This window comes from Bacteroidales bacterium, from assembly GCA_016707785.1.
Classification (GTDB): Bacteria; Bacteroidota; Bacteroidia; order Bacteroidales; family UBA4417; genus UBA4417.
The window spans coordinates 84,463-102,856 of record JADJGZ010000001.1; the positions used below are offsets into that span (position 1 = coordinate 84,463).

13 protein-coding genes are annotated in these 18,394 nt (G+C 40.5%); 5 read left to right on the top strand and 8 right to left on the bottom strand.

What is annotated here, in order from left to right; translation table 11 throughout:
• The first annotated feature begins 100 nt into the window (after positions 1-100).
• The gene (locus tag IPH84_00340) at positions 101-2,950 is read left to right on the top strand and encodes a T9SS type A sorting domain-containing protein (protein MBK7171687.1); all 2,850 of its coding nucleotides are present in this window, start codon (positions 101-103) and stop codon (positions 2,948-2,950) included.
• Positions 2,951-3,302: 352 nt separating this feature from the next.
• Here IPH84_00340 and IPH84_00345 read toward each other — a convergent pair whose 3' ends face one another.
• The 7 genes from IPH84_00345 to IPH84_00375 form a co-directional block, all read right to left on the bottom strand.
• Complete coding sequence (locus IPH84_00345; GenBank protein ID MBK7171688.1) at positions 3,303-3,788, bottom strand: DUF4199 domain-containing protein; 486 nt, start codon at positions 3,786-3,788, stop codon at positions 3,303-3,305.
• Positions 3,789-3,907: 119 nt separating this feature from the next.
• A complete protein-coding gene (locus IPH84_00350) occupies positions 3,908-4,534 on the bottom strand; it encodes a carbonic anhydrase (GenBank protein ID MBK7171689.1) in 627 nt (208 codons plus the stop codon).
• Between the two features lie 208 nt (positions 4,535-4,742).
• Entirely contained in the window at positions 4,743-5,288 is a 546-nt protein-coding gene (locus IPH84_00355; protein MBK7171690.1) for an isoprenylcysteine carboxylmethyltransferase family protein, read from the bottom strand.
• A gap of 403 nt (positions 5,289-5,691) precedes the next feature.
• Positions 5,692-5,907, bottom strand: coding sequence for a hypothetical protein (locus IPH84_00360; GenBank protein MBK7171691.1), 216 nt, complete (start codon positions 5,905-5,907; stop codon positions 5,692-5,694).
• Positions 5,908-6,217: 310 nt separating this feature from the next.
• On the bottom strand, positions 6,218-6,913 hold the full coding sequence (locus IPH84_00365) for a tetratricopeptide repeat protein (GenBank protein ID MBK7171692.1): 696 nt from the start codon (positions 6,911-6,913) through the stop codon (positions 6,218-6,220).
• Positions 6,914-7,441: 528 nt separating this feature from the next.
• Positions 7,442-9,862, bottom strand: coding sequence for a TonB-dependent receptor (locus tag IPH84_00370; protein MBK7171693.1), 2,421 nt, complete (start codon positions 9,860-9,862; stop codon positions 7,442-7,444).
• Between the two features lie 166 nt (positions 9,863-10,028).
• Positions 10,029-10,586, bottom strand: a complete 558-nt coding sequence (locus IPH84_00375) for a hypothetical protein (GenBank protein ID MBK7171694.1) — start codon at positions 10,584-10,586, stop codon at positions 10,029-10,031.
• Between the two features lie 110 nt (positions 10,587-10,696).
• Between IPH84_00375 and IPH84_00380 the strand changes: the two genes are divergently transcribed.
• The 3 genes from IPH84_00380 (at position 10,697) to porQ (ending at position 14,890) form a co-directional block, all read left to right on the top strand.
• Positions 10,697-12,961, top strand: coding sequence for an aconitate hydratase (locus IPH84_00380; protein ID MBK7171695.1), 2,265 nt, complete (start codon positions 10,697-10,699; stop codon positions 12,959-12,961).
• A 42-nt stretch (positions 12,962-13,003) separates the two neighbouring features.
• Complete coding sequence (locus tag IPH84_00385; GenBank protein MBK7171696.1) at positions 13,004-13,720, top strand: DUF2807 domain-containing protein; 717 nt, start codon at positions 13,004-13,006, stop codon at positions 13,718-13,720.
• A 120-nt stretch (positions 13,721-13,840) separates the two neighbouring features.
• The gene (gene porQ, locus IPH84_00390; protein MBK7171697.1) at positions 13,841-14,890 is read left to right on the top strand and encodes a type IX secretion system protein PorQ; all 1,050 of its coding nucleotides are present in this window, start codon (positions 13,841-13,843) and stop codon (positions 14,888-14,890) included.
• Between the two features lie 2 nt (positions 14,891-14,892).
• Here the strand turns inward: porQ and thrA are convergent, their stop codons facing one another.
• Positions 14,893-17,340 (bottom strand): bifunctional aspartate kinase/homoserine dehydrogenase I, encoded by a 2,448-nt coding sequence (gene thrA / locus IPH84_00395; protein ID MBK7171698.1) that lies wholly within the window; start codon positions 17,338-17,340, stop codon positions 14,893-14,895.
• 170 nt (positions 17,341-17,510) lie between these two features.
• Here thrA and IPH84_00400 point away from each other — a divergent pair, with 170 nt between their 5' ends.
• Positions 17,511-18,383: a 4-hydroxy-3-methylbut-2-enyl diphosphate reductase gene (locus IPH84_00400; GenBank protein ID MBK7171699.1), complete on the top strand. Its 873-nt coding sequence runs from the start codon at positions 17,511-17,513 to the stop codon at positions 18,381-18,383.
• The last annotated feature ends 11 nt before the right edge of the window (positions 18,384-18,394 follow it).

Genomic DNA, 18,394 nt, shown 5'->3' on the forward strand with positions numbered 1-18,394 from the left:
AGTAATTAGTATGAAAACAGTGCACTACATTTTTTGTGTTTTTTTGATTTTATCGTCAGTATCGTTTGGACAGAATTATGTCGAAATCGGAACCGGGACCGTGAGTAATACAATGCCTGTTTATTCATACTGGAATTATTCCTGGAGTTCACTTATCTATAATCAATCAGCATTGGGCGAAGCCAAATCCATTACTAAAATTGGCCTTAATTGCACCAATGGTCCAAAGACGGTAACAAATCAAAAGATATATTTTAAGTTATCCTCCAATTCAACTTTTGCTGCCGCAAATTATGAAGATCCGCTCAATACCGGTTACACCCTGGGATTTCAGGGTGACTTAACCTTTCAGACCGGATGGAATGAAATCACTTTACTTACTCCGATTCCATATGATGGGATTCAAAATATCATTTTTCACTGGGAAAATCGCTGGGGCACAAGTTATGGGCCTGTATTTAATTCCACTGCATCCGTGATCAATGATAATAAGAACTGTGGTAACGATGTAAATTTTCCGCTGCCTTCACAAACAGGATATCTGAACCCTTATCCAAGCTCTTTGGCGAATATGCGGTTCTACTATGCCGGTTCAGGTCCGGCAACACCTGCAAACCCAATTCCGGCAGATAATGCAACCGTGGTTTCAATTGCCACTGACCTTAATTGGACACTGGGAGCAAATACTACCCATTATGATCTGTTTTTCGGAACCGATCCACAGAATTTGCCAATGGTCGTCAATAATGCTCCTGCCATTCCAGGTGTTAATACATTTACTCCCGGTGCTTTACTTGCTGACTCCGTGGTACATTACTGGAAAGTCATTGCAAGGAATGGATCACAACAGGAAGTTTCTCCCTTATGGAAATTTAAAACTGAAGTAGTAATCGATGAATTCCCATACCAGGAAGGATTTGAAGACTCAACCATATTTCATACCTACCCGGTGGTGAGTGCATGGGTTATTGATCCGGATGTTTCATGGTATGAGTATAGTGTGAATCAGCATTCCGGAGAGCTTTGTGCCAAGAGTTCATGGTATACCTATACTACTCAGGCAATTCTCAGATCGCCGAAGGTGTTGTTGCCTCCGCAGCATTCCATCTCTTATTACTGGCAAAACTCAAATATTAATAAAGTAGCAGGACATGATACCACATTCTTTGAAGTAAGTACAAATGGAGGTTTAACCTGGACTTCACTCGACTTTCTTGCCCCGGTTTCACCCAATACTTCCTATCAACAGCGCATTCATGACCTGAGTGCATATGCAGGGAATAACTTCTTCTTCAGGTTCAGGCACCGGACTGATACAACCCCATCCGCTGCAAATATTTATCTCGATGATATATCCATTTATCAATCGGGGAGTAGTCCCTCGTTGCTGGTAACTCCTTCAAATCAGAATGTCACAGCCCCGGCAGGTACTACACAGTTTTCGATTTTGTCCAATTCTTCATGGTCAGCAGTCTCAAATCAGACCTGGTGTTCAATTGCTTCAGGTTCAGGCAGTGGAAATGCAAATCTTGTAGTAAATTATGATGAAAACACAAGCAATATCCAACGGGTTGCTAACATTACAGTCACTGTTACTGGTTTGCCCCCGGTTGTTGTGACAGTAACCCAGGCTTTTACAGTTCCAACATTATCTGTAACACCCCCTAATCAAAATGTAGGGGCTTTGGCCGGAAATACGACTTTTTCAGTTATTTCATCCTCTGCATGGACTGCCACATCGAATCAAGCCTGGTGCTCAGTCACTCCATCCGGCTCAGGAAATGGAAATCTTGTTGCAACTTATGCGGAAAATACTTCAGGGTCATCCAGGGTTGCTGAAATTGAGGTATCAGCCATTGGATTGCCATCTGTAACGGTTACGGTTACTCAAAGTGAAAGTAATTTATTCCTTGTAGTTGATCCATCAAATCAAAATGTTCCTTCAACCTCTGGGAGCACCGATTTTAATATATCAACAAATTCAGCCTGGACTGCCGTCAGTGATCAATCCTGGTGTTCAGTCACACCTTCCGGAACCGGAAATGGTATCCTTCAGGCTTCATACGAGGCAAACATATCCCTGGCAATCCGAATAGCAACTATAACTGTATCAGTTTCCGGTTTGTCGCCTGTAACAGTCACCGTAACTCAGAATGCCGCCTTACCATTCCTGGGTGTGGCTCCTCCAGATCAAAGTGTCGGCAATCTTTCCGGAACAACGAATTTTTCAGTGAGTACTAACCTTAACTGGACAGCATCCTCCAACAGCGGATGGTGTGCTGTAACTCCTTCAGGCAGCGGCAACGGAACTTTATTTGCCACTTACTCCGAAAATACTTTTGCTGTAACCAGGGTCGCTGAGATCACTGTGTCAGCTGATGGTGTTAGTGATGTTATTGTAACTGTTACTCAAAGCGGTCCACTCCCGTTGCTGACAGTAGCCCCTGCAACGCAGGTAGTTAATTATCAGGCCGGAGTGGCTTCATATGCAATCAATTCAAATACTAATTGGACTGCTCAAACAGATGCTGACTGGTGTTTTCCCACCACCTCAGGCAGTGGGACTTCCATTCTGAATGTTACCTATTTACAGAATCTTACTCAAAACGAAAGACAGGCCAACATAAGTGTCGAGGGAGAAGGCATCGATCCGGTGGTTGTTCAACTTATCCAATTGCCCTTTATTGTTGGAGTCAATAATATCCCGCTTTCGGAAATAAGGCTGTTTCCAAATCCCACAAAGGGTAATCTTACTATTTGTTCTTCAGCCTCAGGTCAAAGTCCTATTGCGGTTGAGCTTATTAATACGTTAGGTGTGAGTGTTTACCGGACTAATTTAACAGATGCTACTTCAAACTTTAATCTGAGTTCATTATCAAAGGGAATTTATACAATCAGATTGATAGACTCCTCATCAAAATGCTTCATAAAAAAGCTTATTATTGAGTAAATTCACTTTTTCTTAATAATTCTCATTAAAAGGAATCCTTTACCAATTTTTGTGCAGAGCTAATTAGAAGTACATTTATCTGCTCTAAATCTGAAGTTATAGTCGTGGCTTTAAAAGTGAATTTATTTATCTCTTACCTTTTTTTGAATTGAGAATAAAGTAAAATCACAGAAATATTGTCAGTTGAATGAATTATTTGTAATGGATTATATTAAATTTGTTTGTATAATTCGGATTCATTAATACTGAATCACTCTGGTGAGAATCCCCCTTGCAGCTAATGCGGGGGGATTTGATTTTTAGGAAATAAGTTGTCGGATAAAATATTGGTCATAAAACATTCATCTGTCCATTATTTACCAGGCTTTTTCTGTGTAAATAAAGCCACGATGAGTGAAGTGGCGATACCCATAACAGGGGCAAAGAGCAGACCTTGTATGATATAACTATTCAGATTGAATTGTTTCTCAGCCGCTTCCTTTGTCAACATTCCATTCTCAACAGTATAATTGATCACATTATTAAAATACTCAGGTGTAATATACATTGAGGTGATGTATTGGGTTAAAGGACTTAATAGGGTAACCACCAGGGTGATGATGAGTCCGGAAATGAATCCTTGTTTAAACGTCATCACCCCATTGTAATCATTTTTCCTCTTATCAAGCAGAGCTACCACATAAAGGATAATAGCAGGAATGGCAACAAGATTAGTATAAGTTGCATGTTTTTCAATGAATTCATCATGCAGCCCCATGGATTTTTCAAGCATCATCCATAAAAGATTCATCACTGCAAATAAAACACCCCATTTAATCTCAATCATGTACTTTTTCATCGTCAAGATTTTTTAATTATTTGATACACTCGGATAAAAGTGAGATTTGCTTTTGACTGCCATTGAGGCTATTGGATAGTTTCTGTTTATGTTGAGAAGAAAATGACACCTCCGGTACTTTATTCAATTTTAATAAATTTTCTTTCTTCTTTATCATAGTTAAATATCTCCCCGGTTTCAATAATATAATACCAGCCAAGGATATTGATCTCCTGTCGGGCATATCTTTCCCTGATGTAAGGAAAAGTGAGTAAGTGGTTCATCTGTTCAATGATATTCAACTGTTCTGTAACCCATTCTCTTTTAACGGGGTCTCTAACTAACTCTTCTTCTCTCAATACTACCTCTCTGACAGGCCATGCCAATTCAAGCCATTTCCGGGTGTGAGGCAAATTCTTCAGAGTTTCTTCATCAAAAAACAAGGCATTGCATCCTCCGCAGTTTGAATGCCCGCATATAAGAATATTGGACACATTTAGCATCTGAATGGCATATTCTATCGCCGATGTAGAAGACAGAAATTCGTTGGAGTCCCGGTAATAGGGCACAAGATTGGCTATGTTCCTGACCACAAATAACTCCCCTGGCAGGGTTTGTGTGATCAGACTTGGAACGATCCGGGAATCAGAACATCCGATAAATAAGGTATGAGGCGATTGTTTCTTGCCAAGTGACTGAAAAAGTTCCTCGTGCTCAATGAAATCCTTTGAATTAAATTCCTTAACACCTTCAAATAAGTAATCCATCGTAGAAAAAATTTTAAAAAGTGAAAGTACGAAAAGGATGAGGATCAGTATTGGATGTTAAACAGAAATTCACAAGAAATAAGGCATAAAGCCAAATTTGATGAATATAACCATTGAGTGGGAGAAAATGTTGCAGTCTGGAGTTTCATTAAGAATGAATTGATTGCCATATTGAAATATGTTCATTTAATAGCTGTGGTAGAACTTTTTAATTCAATTTTCTTCGATACAAACCTGGAAAAATTCTGGAGGTATTACGACGGTAGGTATTATAGACTTCCCCGAAATCCTTGAGTAATCGCTTTTCTTCTACTCTCAGGATTTTAGTGGTAACAAAAAAAAGAAATACAATCAACCCTATTATGGAAAGAGGAGATCCCAGGTAAAAGGCATAAGAGAAATACAAACAAAGTACTCCAAAAACCATTGGATTCCTGCTAACAGCGTAAGGCCCTTTTGTAACCAGGTTCTGTGTCCTGGGACTGATCTCTATTCCAAATCCTTCCGCCGGACCACCATTGCCCTGAATTACAAGGTAAATGTTTGACCAGATTGCAAAAACACATCCCGTAATGATGATGGGCAAAACAAGGTATAGCCTGGTTTCCTGGGGGATAATTGCATTTATTTCTGTTCTCCATCTATCTGCAAGGGAAATCAGGTGGATAACAAAAGGAAACAGAAACATGAAAATAAAAATACCTGCCAGATATCCCATGACGAACTTACGTAATCGATGATAGTCCTTTCTCATGACAGGTGAGATTATTCTGGCCGTTTTTCTTAAGTACCTGGTTTCTGAAAACTGAGAAAAATACAACCAACTTAAAGGTATGACTTTTCACCGATAATTTCAACTAAAAATTATACTATCTTCAATATGAATATGTTACTAGAACTTCTGCGGGATAATTTCCCGGGATAAAAGTTGGAACATAAGAAATGAAAGGAAGGAATTCTAATATTTTTCCGGATATGAAACCCGGTGTTAATCGACAAAAGGGTACCGATATCCAAATTGTCTGTGGGAAAATTCAGTTGGAATAATTTAAAATGAAATTCAGGTTTGTTACAATCTCAACCGGACAAGTTCAGGCATTCTAAATCATGACATCATTGTCACTGCAGCCTGTCACAATTGACTAAAGCACCACTTCTTATTCCTGGGTTGCAGGATGTGCCATTGTTTCTGAATGAATTTTCGTGCTACTCTCCTGGTAAATGTTTGGGAAATACTGATGTGACCATTTTTTAAGTTCTTCAATTTCTTCAGTATTGTTGCCCATCCACATGATCAACTTTCGAAGTTCTTTATTGAATAAGTCTTTGTCGCAACTAAGTCTGCTGAGGATTGATTTGGCCATTTCTTTCATGACAGAGGATGTTTTTTGTTAATAATAAATAGTACCAGACAGGTTTCAAAATTATTAGCATTGAAGAGTATAGGAGTTAAAAGTAGATTGAGATTTTATTAATTAATTGCTTTTGTCCGAAAAGGTTACATACCTTTTCACGCAATTGTTGAGAAAACTTTAGAAAGTATACAGGCTGTTGATTACTTTGAATGCCTGAGAGTATTTTTTATGTTGTAAATATTTGAAAATGAATAAAATAATTATCCACTTCATTCTATTTGGAATGAGGAAGTATGAATGAAAAAAAATGAATAAGTGGGTAAAATGCTTAGATGACTTCTTTAAAAACTCGTTCTTCTGCCTTGATATGCAATCTCTCAGCTTTTTTCCAATCAATTTCAGCACCGGTTTGACTACCCAGCGAAATCTTTGCATTACCTCTTCCAACATAGGCGAGTGCAAACTGAGGATCTAACTTAATGGCAGAATTATAATCCTGTAAAGCACCACGGGGATCATCCATTTGTAACCTGACATTGCCTCTATTGTACAAGGAAATCGTATCAAATTCATCCAGGTTTATTGCATTTGAATAATCTTTTAAAGCCCCTTCCAGGTCATGCAACTCACATTTTGTATTTCCACGATAGCAATAAGCCAGGGATGAAGGATCCAGTTCAATAGACTTGTCGAGTTCTTTGAGTGCTTCAGGGAATTGCTTGAGCAAAAAATATGCATTTCCACGGTTAAGGTATGCTTCAGCAAAAGAAGGTTTGTAACTGATAGATTTAGAATAATCTAATATAGCGCCTTTGAGGTCATTGAGGCTAAGTTTGGCATTTCCTCTGAAATAATAGGCAAGGTATCCTGTTGGGTTTAACTCAATGGCCTCATCAAAGTCGATCATTGCATTTGCGAAATCTCCAATCTTCAGTTTATTCCGGCCTTTTCGGATAGCTAACTTAGATTGAATTGCAGAGGGCGTAAAAAAGCCAAGAGTCTTTAAAGCGAAGTTTTGATTCATTCTCAGAGGTTGATTAATGGGAACAAGTAACCGAGTGGGACGAGGGAACCGCTAAGAAAATTTAGAAGGTTGCCGGGATGAAAACAACCAATAGAAAAGTAAAAATAGGGAATTAATATTAAGAGCGTATTAATATTTAGAAAAAATATTTAATATTTAACTTCTATGCCAGTATTAGAGAAGAATGAGGGCTGCTAATAGAATAATGTTAAAAAGTAGTAATAATTTGATAATTTTTTACAGAAAGAATACAGTAAGTCATAGGCTTAATCTACCCATTACACCGTTGCTATTTCATTTTGCGAAACTTGATTATTCTTACTGGATGAATTCTGAATTCGTATTGTACTACATTATAATTTTTGACAGTTTCTAAATATATACACCCTGTTGATTATATGTTCAACTGCAACTTTGTCGGTTTTAGCTTATAATATTTACCGAACCGGAATAATCTGTCAGGAGTGGGAAAACCTGATTATTCGCACAATTGAAATAAATAACCAACAGGGTGAAATAATGTACAATTTAAAAACCGGTTCTCAGTGTCAGCATAAAATTTCTACCAGGGGCACTGATACCACTGGCGAAGTTACGATAATGCTGATCCAGGATGTTCTCCACTGCAAACTGTAGGTTAAGATACCTGTTAAACTGGTATCCTGCCCTCATGTTCAGGGTATACCAACCCGGCATACCATCTGCAGTTGCATAGGTTTGATTGTCTTCACCACTTGGACTGAAATTTTCAATATGCTTCCATCCATTGTACCGGGCAAAAATTTCTCCGGTAAATTTCGGATACTCCAGTTTTAATGAAGTCATTCCATAAACAGGAGGGATATGATCCAGCGGAACATCACCTTCTGTAATGGTTCCTTTGGTAAATGTAAGATTGCTTCTCACGGAGATATGTTTTGTCAACCGCGCAACAGCATTAGCTTCAAATCCTAAAATCGTTGCTTTTTCTACATTCTGCATTGCCTGCACAGCTGCAAGGCTACCATCGAAGACAATGGAATCCTGTCCGTTATAAAGGAAAGGGCTGATGACAAAAGCATCGGCCAGCAATGTGTAGAACCCTGTGATGCTAAGCTGTACATTTTCATCGAAGGTTTTCTCTATTGTCAGTTCAGCATTGTATGCAGCTTCAGGCTTCAAGTCAGGATTAGGGACAATGATAAGCTGGTCTGTACTGTTTGAATCATTCAACTTTGTGAGATCATCAATATTGGGTGCCCTGAAACCTGATGAAAAATTAGTTGCCAGCCTCCAGCCTTCTGTTGGAAAGAACACCAAACCGAGGCTTCCGTTAATTGCTGTATTATCCTGTGTCATCTTTGCATCAAAGGGGAACTTGATGAGATTCAACATTTCCTGGGTATATTCCGCTTCAAGGGAGACAGTATTTAACCGGATGCCCTGTGAAAAAATAAACTTTTCATTGATTTCCCAATTGTTGGAAGCATAACCGGCGAAACTCATCATCTGTCCACCACCATCAGGGTAACGGGTAGCTGCATCATTTGTGATCTCTCCCGTTTTGATGTTCTTATTATAGGCTTTCGAGTCCACATAATTCACATTTCCTTCTAATCCATACCTTAATTCACTTCTTGAAAATATTTTTTTCATGAAGTCAGCATTCACTGAAAAGATTCGGACAGTTTCTTCCTGGTTTTTTTTCTTGCTTTTGCCAAAACTCCGGCTCACTCTGTCTTCACTAATATACTGCCAGGCCGCCAATAAGGACGCATTGTCATATAACTTTGAGCCCTTAGCGAAGTCGGCTTTTAAGGAAATTAACGCCCTGGTTTGAGGGCCATAATACCATTCAGCATATTTTAATTTGCCTGCCGACATTTCTGTTAACCGGTCGTAACGAGGGATATTGCTTGAATTCGAATACTGTCCATTCAGGAGGAAGGATACTTTTTCATTGGGTTTCCAAAGCACTTTCGAGAAGATATCATATTGGCTGTACGCGGAGTTTTTCTGAACAAGGGGGTCACTGTTGACCATCATTGAATCAACTCCATTAATTCTCTCAGCATAATACAGGCATTTCCCCCAGTCCCCGTATTTACTGTCACGTTTACTGCCTTGCCTTAGATCACCAATGTTTTTTGTACTGGCGCCAAAAATTGCAGCTAATTTCTTTCCACCGATATTCATTGTGAAACTTTGAGAATAATCCTGGGAAGCACTTCCATAACGGAACATAGCTTTACCAGAACTGAATACTTTTCCGTTGGTTGAAAGAATCGGGTTCTTTGAATAGAAATGCATCACTCCCCCCATAGCATCACTGCCATAAATCACGGATCCTGGTCCATGCACTACCTCAACCCTCTCTAATATATTCGGGTCAATAGTGATCACATTCTGTAGATGGCCGGCACGATAAATGGCATTATTCATTCTGACACCGTCAATCACAATCAAAACCCGGTTGGTTTCCATCCCGCGAATTACAGGACTTCCTCCTCCAAGCTGACTTTGCTGTATGTAGGCAGTACCATTCTGTTGCAGTAATTCTGCGGTTGTCTGGGGATTGCCAAATTGTATTAACCTTGCAGGCAGAATATCAATTTTAGCCGGCAGATCCACATATTTTTCTTCAACCTTATTGGCTGAAAAGACTACTTCTTTCAGATTAATGACCGATGCCGATAATAATACTGTTGTCAGATTTCCTGTGAGAGAAGTCTTTTTCATCTCCAGGATGGTGAAAGATATGTGGGAGAAAATCAGGAGATCATCTTTTTTAAATGCTGAGACATCTGCTTCTCCTTGTTGATTTGTAACTGCTGAAATGGTTTTATTCTGATCATAAATCAGGCATTGACTGACTGGTTGAAGGTCGGTTGCAGAAAGGACCCTCACTGATTGCGGTATTGCTGCAAAACAGGATAACATCAATACCAGGAGTGGTACTAGTTTTTTCATATAATTTCAGATTATGGGAAGTTTTTCCCTTTAGTAACATTAATAGATTTCCGGCTTTGAGATTTCCGGGCAGAATAGTCTGCCATTCAAATGGATAAAATCCATCTTTCAACCATGATCACACATGATTGAAAATAATTCACCTTTCGGATTTCAGGTGAGGTTATTAAGAAATAGCCGGTAAAAATAAATAATTGAAAAATTGAGGAGGCTGATCCGGCACCTGTAACAAAGGATCATGATAGAATGAAAACTGACGTGTTACAAGAATGACTGAACTTCTGTAAACAGAAAAATTTTCTGGCTGATGTATAAAAGCAATCTTCACCAAGTGTTCAAGGAACATTCGTGCATTTTTTGAAGAAGGAAACTTTTTTTGCATTTCCTTGTCCATATTTTTAGAGATACTGATAATCTTGTCTTCTTTATGGTCAGGCTTACATGTATAGGTAATTTTCTCCCCATGATCAACCATACTCACGATATCATACATCTTTCCTTTGTACAGAATCTCTTTCTTACCCCCCTTCAATATCACCTTAACAGAGCCTTTAACAAATGTAAGATCAACAGTTTCAATCACATTACTCTTGCGAATTTCAGAGAATACTTTATGCCTGTGAAACGCTTGCATCACGGGGCCTACTACCATATAACCCACCAGGTTAAACAGCAGGACAGCCACCAGAAATACAGCTATAACAGTACAGACCAATTTATGCATATGCACAAAAGTATTTAATTAAGATGAACGAACAATGCGCTTACTTGTTTAATTCATGCCTAAAATGTAATTTAGATGTGCGATATGCAATTAATGTAAATTTGTTAGATATGATATTTGACCTTGACCTGATTAAAAAAGTTTATGATTCATTTCCTGCCAGGGTATCTGCAGCCAGGCAGCTGATAGGCAGGGATTTAACATTAAGTGAGAAGATTCTGTATACCCATCTGTGGGATAAGTTACCCACAGAGCCTTTTAAAAGAGGTGCAGATTATGTGAATTTTGGACCCGATAGGGTTGCCATGCAGGATGCAACCGCTCAAATGGCATTGCTACAGTTTATGACTGCCGGAAGAAACAGGACAGCAGTGCCGAGTACGGTGCATTGTGATCACCTGATCCAGGCCTCGGTAGGAGCAGAAAAGGATTTGAATCTTGCAAAGGATCAAAATAAAGAAGTATATGATTTCCTTGAATCTATTTCAGCCAAATATGGCATTGGATTCTGGAAACCGGGAGCAGGAATTATTCACCAGGTAATTCTCGAAAACTATGCATTCCCCGGTGGAATGATGATAGGAACTGATTCACATACGGTTAATGCCGGTGGCCTTGGCATGATTGCCATTGGTGTAGGTGGTGCAGATGCTATGGATGTAATGGCCGGTATGGCCTGGGAGCTTAAAATGCCCAAACTGATAGGAGTGAGGCTTACCGGTAAAATGAGTGGCTGGACATCAGCAAAGGATGTGATTCTCAAAGTGGCTGGTATTCTGACCGTTAAAGGTGGAACCGGTGCTATCGTGGAATATTTCGGTGAGGGTGCTGATGCCATTTCTGCCACAGGTAAAGGAACCATTTGTAATATGGGCGCTGAAATCGGGGCAACCACTTCGATCTTTGGTTATGATGATAAAATGAGTGCATACCTGAAAGCAACCGGGCGGACTGAAATTGCCCTTATGGCCGATGGTATCAGGAATGAACTGAGGGCTGACAGCGACATTGCTTTGCATCCTGAAAAGTATTTCGACCAGGTAATCGATATAGACCTGGACAAACTTGAACCCCATGTCAATGGTCCCTTTACACCTGATGCAGCCTACCCGGTTTCTGAATTTGTAAAGATTGTAAAAGAGAAAAATTATCCAAGGAAACTGGAAGTAGGTCTCATTGGATCCTGCACCAACTCTTCCTATGAAGATCTCACCCGGGCGGCATCACTAGCGCAACAGGCAATTGATAAACACCTGGATGCCAAAGCTGAATTTATTATTACTCCCGGGTCGGAACTTATTCGTTTTACCACCGAAAGAGATGGATTGTTATCCACTTTTGGCAAAATAGGCGGCGTTGTGATGGCCAATGCCTGCGGCCCTTGTATTGGACAATGGAAGCGTCATACTGATGACCCGGAACGCAGTAATTCCATTATTACCTCGTTCAACAGGAATTTTGCCAAACGTAATGATGGGAATCCAAATACACATAGTTTCGTTGCTTCTCCGGAAATTGTGACTGCCTATGCCATAGCCGGGGATTTATGCTTTAATCCATTAACGGATAGCCTTCAAAACTCTAAAGGGGAATGGGTTAAGCTGGATGAACCCCAGGGAATTGAACTTCCAACGGCCGGGTTTGATGTGGAAGATGCCGGTTACCTGGCACCTCCGGAAAATGGTTCAGGAATTGAGGTAAGTGTTAAACCAGACTCAGAACGTCTGCAACTTCTCGAACCTTTCAGTGCCTGGTCAGGGTTGGATTATACCCAAATGCCTTTACTCATTAAAGCAAAGGGGAAATGCACAACCGATCATATTTCTATGGCAGGGCCATGGTTGCGTTATCGCGGCCATCTCGACAATATTTCAAATAATATGCTAATCGGAGCCGTGAACTTTTTTGGTGAAAAGACAAATCTTGTTAAGAACCAAATGAGTGGTGAATACGCTTCTGTGCCTGATACTGCCAGGTCTTACAAAGCTTCTGGGATCGGTTCGATCGTTGTTGGAGATGAAAATTATGGAGAAGGTTCCTCAAGGGAGCATGCTGCCATGGAACCAAGGCACCTGGGTGTGAAGGTTATACTTGTGAAATCCTTCGCCAGGATTCATGAAACAAATCTCAAGAAACAAGGAATGCTGGCATTGACTTTCGCCGATAAAGCAGATTATGATAAAATCAGGGAAGATGACAGGATAGATATTTTGGGTTTAACAACATTTTCAGCAGATAAGCCCCTCCTGGCCATTCTTCATCATAAAGATGGAACTTCCGAGCAATTCACTGTGAACCATTCTTACAATTTTATGCAAATCAGTTGGTTTAAAGCTGGTGGGGCATTAAACCTTATCAGGCAACAGAATCAATAGTAGCAGCATTCATCAGTTCTTTCTCTTATTAAAACCAGTACTATGAAAACCAGGCAATTAGTAATTTGGGCATTCAGTATTCTCCTGATTAGTAGCTTATTTCCCTCTTGTGAAGATTGTATCACCGGAAATGGGCAACTGACCAGTAAAAATGTGACAATTGGTGAAATCAGGGATATTCGGTTATCGGGTGATGCCAATCTTCTTTTGATTTCTGACAGCGTTGATTTCCTGAAAATCGAAGGTGAAAGTAATGTGATCGAGACCTATGTTTTTGATGAGTCAGGGGGGACACTGAAGATTAAATCCAATAAATGCATACTTGGCAGTGAACAGGTTACGATCACAATTCCTGTTAGGGTGCTGGAATCCCTCTCTATCAATGGTTCTGGTAACATCAGGTCGAATTCCCGCCTTCGTGCAGGCGATCTTGAGCTGAGTATAAATGGTTCAGGCGATATAGATCTGGATATTGAAGCTGAGAATATAGTGAGCAAGATCAACGGCTCAGGAGCTGTTATACTGAGAGGCTCTTCAAAGAATGAAAGGGTGAATGTTAATGGTTCAGGAGATGTGGATGCTTCCGGATTGGCGGCAGGAAAAGTTAGTGTTACCATCAACGGTTCAGGTGATTGTAAGGTGATGGCCACAACAGCCCTGAATGTTGAGATCAGGGGAAGTGGTAACGTATATTATAAAGGTAGCCCGGATGTGAGCACCGAGATCAAAGGTTCGGGGTCAGTTATGAAACTTGAATAATGATTTTATATCCATACAACCAAGCCAAAGCAATTTTGCCCTTTATCACAACTTATGACACCGTCAATCCCGTGTTCGTAGGATGACAGTGGCCATTATTAACCAATTATCTGTTTGTTTGTGAGAGAAATATCGAAGTTCTTCGCCTGTTTATTCATTTCCTATGTATTCCTGGTGGGTTCAGCCGGGGCCCAGACAGGTGGTAAAAGCACCTATGATTTTTTGTCTATCGCTAATTCAGCGCGTATAGCTGCTTTAGGTGGAAATTTTGCAAGTATTCGTGATCATGACCTGAGTCTTGCGATCCCAAATCCCTCATTGATCACACCTGAAATGAACAATAAGCTGGCTTTCAGCTATGTGAATAATTACTCGGATGTCAATTTCGGTTATGCAGCCTATTCCAGGACTTTTCAGAAATTGGGGAGTTTTACCGGAAGCCTTCAGTTTCTTGATTATGGTGAATTTAAATATGCCAATGAAACCGGTGATATTGCGGGAAATTTCAAGGTAGGTGATTATGCCCTTAACCTTGGTTGGGGAAGAGTATTGGACTCTGTTTTCTCCATAGGGGCAAACTTTAAGGTGATCTATTCTGATCTTGAGGCTTATAGTTCAATGGGATTAGCAGTAGATGTTGCAGGCAGTTATTTCCCCAATAAAAACACTTGTGTATCCCTTGTCTTCAGTAATATTGGAAGACAATTGACCTCATATACATCTAATGGAGTGCAGCCTCTGCCCTTTGAAATTCAACTGGGGGTTTCGAAAAGGCTTGAGCATCTTCCGTTTAGGTTTTCGATCCTGTTGCAGCACCTGGAGAAATGGGATCTTACCTACGAATCACTTGGAGAAGAGATCGACCCATTTACAGGCCAGGCCGTTTCACAAAGCAGCCTGGATAATTTTGCCAATAAAGCTTTCAGGCATGTAGTGCTGGGAGGGGAGTTTATTCCCGCAAAATTTCTGAGCCTGAGAATGGGTTATAACTTCCAGAGACGCCAGGAACTTAAAATTGATTCACGTCCCGGCACCGTTGGCTTTTCATGGGGAATAGGGATCAATGTTTCGAAATTCAGCATCAATTATTCCAGGGCTACCTATCATCTTGTAGGTGCAAGGAATTACGTAACATTGACCACCAACCTGGGTGATTGGACCCGGAAATAATATCAGGATGTTTGTGAAGCCCTGATGATGTCTGCAAAGATTCCGGAAGCGGTTACATCGGCTCCGGCCCCGGCTCCCTTTATAACTAATGGCTGTTCTACATACCTGTCGGTATAAAATAGTACAACATTATCTTTCCCGTATAAATGATAAAGGTCATGTTGAGCATCAATCTGCTGCAATCCCACAGAGGCTTTCCCATTATTCAGGCTGGCAACAAATTTTAGCTTGCACTTTTTTGCATCTGCTTCAAGGAATAGCTTTCGGAAATGCTCTTCATGCTTCTCCATTTCCGCATAGAACTGGCTGACATCACCTTCCAGGCATGACTCAGGAAGGAAGCCGAATGATTCAATCTCCTCCATTTCCATCGCGTATCCTGATTCCCTGGCAAGAATGAGAATCTTTCGCATTACATCCGTTCCACAAAGGTCAATCCGGGGATCCGGTTCAGCATAACCTTCATCCTGGGCCCTTTTCACAATGGAAGCAAAACTATCGGTTCCATTATAAGTATTGAATACAAAATTTAATGTCCCTGATAGCACCGCTTCAATCCGATGAATTTTGTCACCACTTCTTACCAGGTCGTTTAATGTACCGATAATTGGTAAACTGGCGCCAACATTGGTCTCGAATAAATAGGAGGTGTTAAATTCCCTTGCGGTTTCCTTGAGCAAACTATAACTCTTATAGGTGGATGCAGCCCCGATCTTATTACAGGCAACAATGGCAACACTTTTTTTAAGCAAATCCAGGTATGTTTCAACGATCCCTGCATTCGATGTGATGTCGACCAATACTGAATTTCTAAGGTTCTTATCAATAATATATCTTGTAAATTTTTCAAGGCTCATCGCCTCCCCCGAACCTTGATTTTCCTTCCATTTATCCAGGTTAATACCATTTTCATTCAGAATCATATTCCTGCTGTTGGCAATACCTACCACCCTTAGTTGAAGCCGATGGTTCCCGAGAAGGTATTGTTGCTGATTCCTGAGCTGTTCCATCAATCGGCTGCCTACATTACCTATGCCAATTACATATAGGTTCACCTGTTTATAGGACGATTCGAAGAACTCCTCATGCAAGACATTCACTGCTTTTGTTACATCATTTGTACTGATAACAGCAGAAATATTTTTCTCTGAAGATCCCTGGGCTATTGCCCTGATATTCACACTGTTTCTTCCCAAAGCACCAAACATTTTACCACTGATTCCCGGGTGATTTTTCATCTTATCACCCACAAGTGCGATGATGGATAACCCGGTTTCAATTTGTAAAGGTTCAACGATGTTTAATGTTATTTCGACAGCAAATTCATGGTCTACAGCTTTCTTTGCCCTGTTGGCATTGGCTTCATCCACAGCCACACAAATAGAATGTTCCGATGAACTCTGAGTAATCAGAATCACATTGATCTTTTTCTCCGATAATGAGCCAAAGAGCCTCCTGGAAAACCCGGGAATACCTACCATACCACTGCCTTCCAGGCTGAGGAATGCAATTTTATTCATACTGGAAATGCCTCTTACCAGGTTGCTGTTCTCAGAAACATTGCTTTCTATTAAAGTTCCTTCATGATCCGGGTTAAAGGTATTCTTGATCCAGATCGGCACATTCCTGCTCATTAAGGGCTGAAGGGTAGGAGGGTAAATCACCTTGGCACCAAAATGTGTGAGTTCCATGGCCTCTTTATAGGAAATGGAGGGAATTACCCTGGCATTCACAACAACTCTCGGATCTGCAGTCATCATCCCAGAAACATCCGTCCATATCTCAAGGACCTTTGAATCCGTAGCAGCTGCGTAGATGGCAGCGGAATAATCTGAACCGCCTCTGCCAAGGGTGGTTGTAATCCCTTCCTGGCTGGAAGCTATAAAACCAGGAGCCAGGTAGAGATCAGCCGGATGCTCGTTAATAAAGTCACGGATCAACTGGTTTGTTACTTTCATATCAGGAACAGCTGTTCCAAAGCTGGAATTTGTGCATATCAGTTTCCTGGAATCAAGCCAAATATTTTTTATCCCCTGGTAATCCATTGCAGCAGAGATTATCTGCGACGAAAGGTATTCTCCGTGGCTGACAATATTATCCAAAGTGCGGGGTGATAATTCTTTTAGTAGAAACACAGCTTTGCACAGACTCTCCAACTCTAGACAGTTGGTTTTAATAAGTCTCTCAATAGGATTGGGTTGGTTTTCACTCAATAATTCCCTGGCAACCTGTAAGTGACGGTCCTCAAAAACCTTGAGTTTCTGAAGATACTGACTGTCCTGAATGGATGCCAGTTTGCCGGCTTCAATTAACAGGTCAGTTGAACCTCCTAATGCAGAAACTACGATGATAGTCTGATCTTTAGCAAGAGATTTGGTGACAATACTAATTACCTTCTTAATATTTGCACTATTGGCGACTGAAGTCCCCCCGAATTTTAATACCTGCATAACTCACTTTATATTTCTGGGATTAAAGATATGAAATATTCACATTTCTGCATTTGACAGGTTGTTCAGCCCTTTGCAAATGGTTTAATCAAAAGAAAGCAGTAATTCGTTGACATTTATACTGTTTATCATTTAATAATGTCTATTTTCGTTCATTAATACTGGTGATAATGAATGTGACCATTGACCCTGATGCCGGGTTTTGTTTTGGGGTGGAAAAGGCGGTAGAAACTGCACAAATTGAATTAGCCCGGCATGGTCAACTCCTTAGCCTGGGGGATATCGTTCATAATACAGCTGAACAGGAACGTCTGATTGCCAAGGGAATGAAAGTGATCCGGCATGATGAACTAGCAGACTATTCAGGTCAGAGCGTGCTCATAAGGGCTCATGGAGAACCTCCTGAAACATATGCATCTGCCTTAGAAAAAGGCATAGAAGTCATTGACGCGACCTGCCCGATAGTATTAAAACTTCAGGAAAGAATCTGGAAACTGTATCATGAAGAAGCAGGGAAGGATACACAGATAGTGATCTTTGGTAAAATCGGACATCCTGAAATTACCGGTTTATTGGGTCAAACTGAAGGTACTGCCATCATTATCCACAAAGCTGAGGATTTAGAAGGGCTTGATTATTCAAAACCCATCAGGATGTTTTCACAAACCACCATGAGTTTTGAATCATACCAGTCGATTGCTAACCTGGTAAAGGGACGAATGACAAAAGCCGGGAACCTTGACCTGGTAATTAATAAATCCTATTGCCGGCAGGTTTCAGGCCGGACTCAGAGCCTGAAGAGTTTTGCCGCGTCTCATGATCTCATTATTTTTGTGAGTGATAAAAAAAGTTCAAACGGGGAGTTTCTCTATAATGTCTGTCGCTCAGTTAACCCAAACAGTAATTTTGTGCATGGTATTCATGAACTTGATGAAACATGGTTTTCGAATATAAACTCTGTTGGAATAACAGGAGCAACTTCTACCCCAAAGTGGTTGATGGAAGAAGTGGCTGATGTCATTGAAAACGGAGATTTTAGTTGATAAGAAATTCC

What these genes read in the sequence shown, in the direction of transcription:
- IPH84_00385 (MBK7171696.1), top strand. Translation starts at nt 13,004, where the DNA reads ATGAAAACCAGGCAATTAGTAATTTGGGCATTCAGTATTCTCCTGATT.
- IPH84_00345 (MBK7171688.1), bottom strand. Translation starts at nt 3,788, where the DNA reads ATGAAAAAGTACATGATTGAGATTAAATGGGGTGTTTTATTTGCAGTG.
- IPH84_00380 (MBK7171695.1), top strand. Translation starts at nt 10,697, where the DNA reads ATGATATTTGACCTTGACCTGATTAAAAAAGTTTATGATTCATTTCCT.
- IPH84_00375 (MBK7171694.1), bottom strand. Translation starts at nt 10,586, where the DNA reads ATGCATAAATTGGTCTGTACTGTTATAGCTGTATTTCTGGTGGCTGTC.
- IPH84_00365 (MBK7171692.1), bottom strand. Translation starts at nt 6,913, where the DNA reads ATGAATCAAAACTTCGCTTTAAAGACTCTTGGCTTTTTTACGCCCTCT.
- IPH84_00355 (MBK7171690.1), bottom strand. Translation starts at nt 5,288, where the DNA reads ATGAGAAAGGACTATCATCGATTACGTAAGTTCGTCATGGGATATCTG.
- IPH84_00400 (MBK7171699.1), top strand. Translation starts at nt 17,511, where the DNA reads ATGAATGTGACCATTGACCCTGATGCCGGGTTTTGTTTTGGGGTGGAA.
- IPH84_00360 (MBK7171691.1), bottom strand. Translation starts at nt 5,907, where the DNA reads ATGAAAGAAATGGCCAAATCAATCCTCAGCAGACTTAGTTGCGACAAA.
- IPH84_00350 (MBK7171689.1), bottom strand. Translation starts at nt 4,534, where the DNA reads ATGGATTACTTATTTGAAGGTGTTAAGGAATTTAATTCAAAGGATTTC.
- IPH84_00370 (MBK7171693.1), bottom strand. Translation starts at nt 9,862, where the DNA reads ATGAAAAAACTAGTACCACTCCTGGTATTGATGTTATCCTGTTTTGCA.
- thrA (MBK7171698.1), bottom strand. Translation starts at nt 17,340, where the DNA reads ATGCAGGTATTAAAATTCGGGGGGACTTCAGTCGCCAATAGTGCAAAT.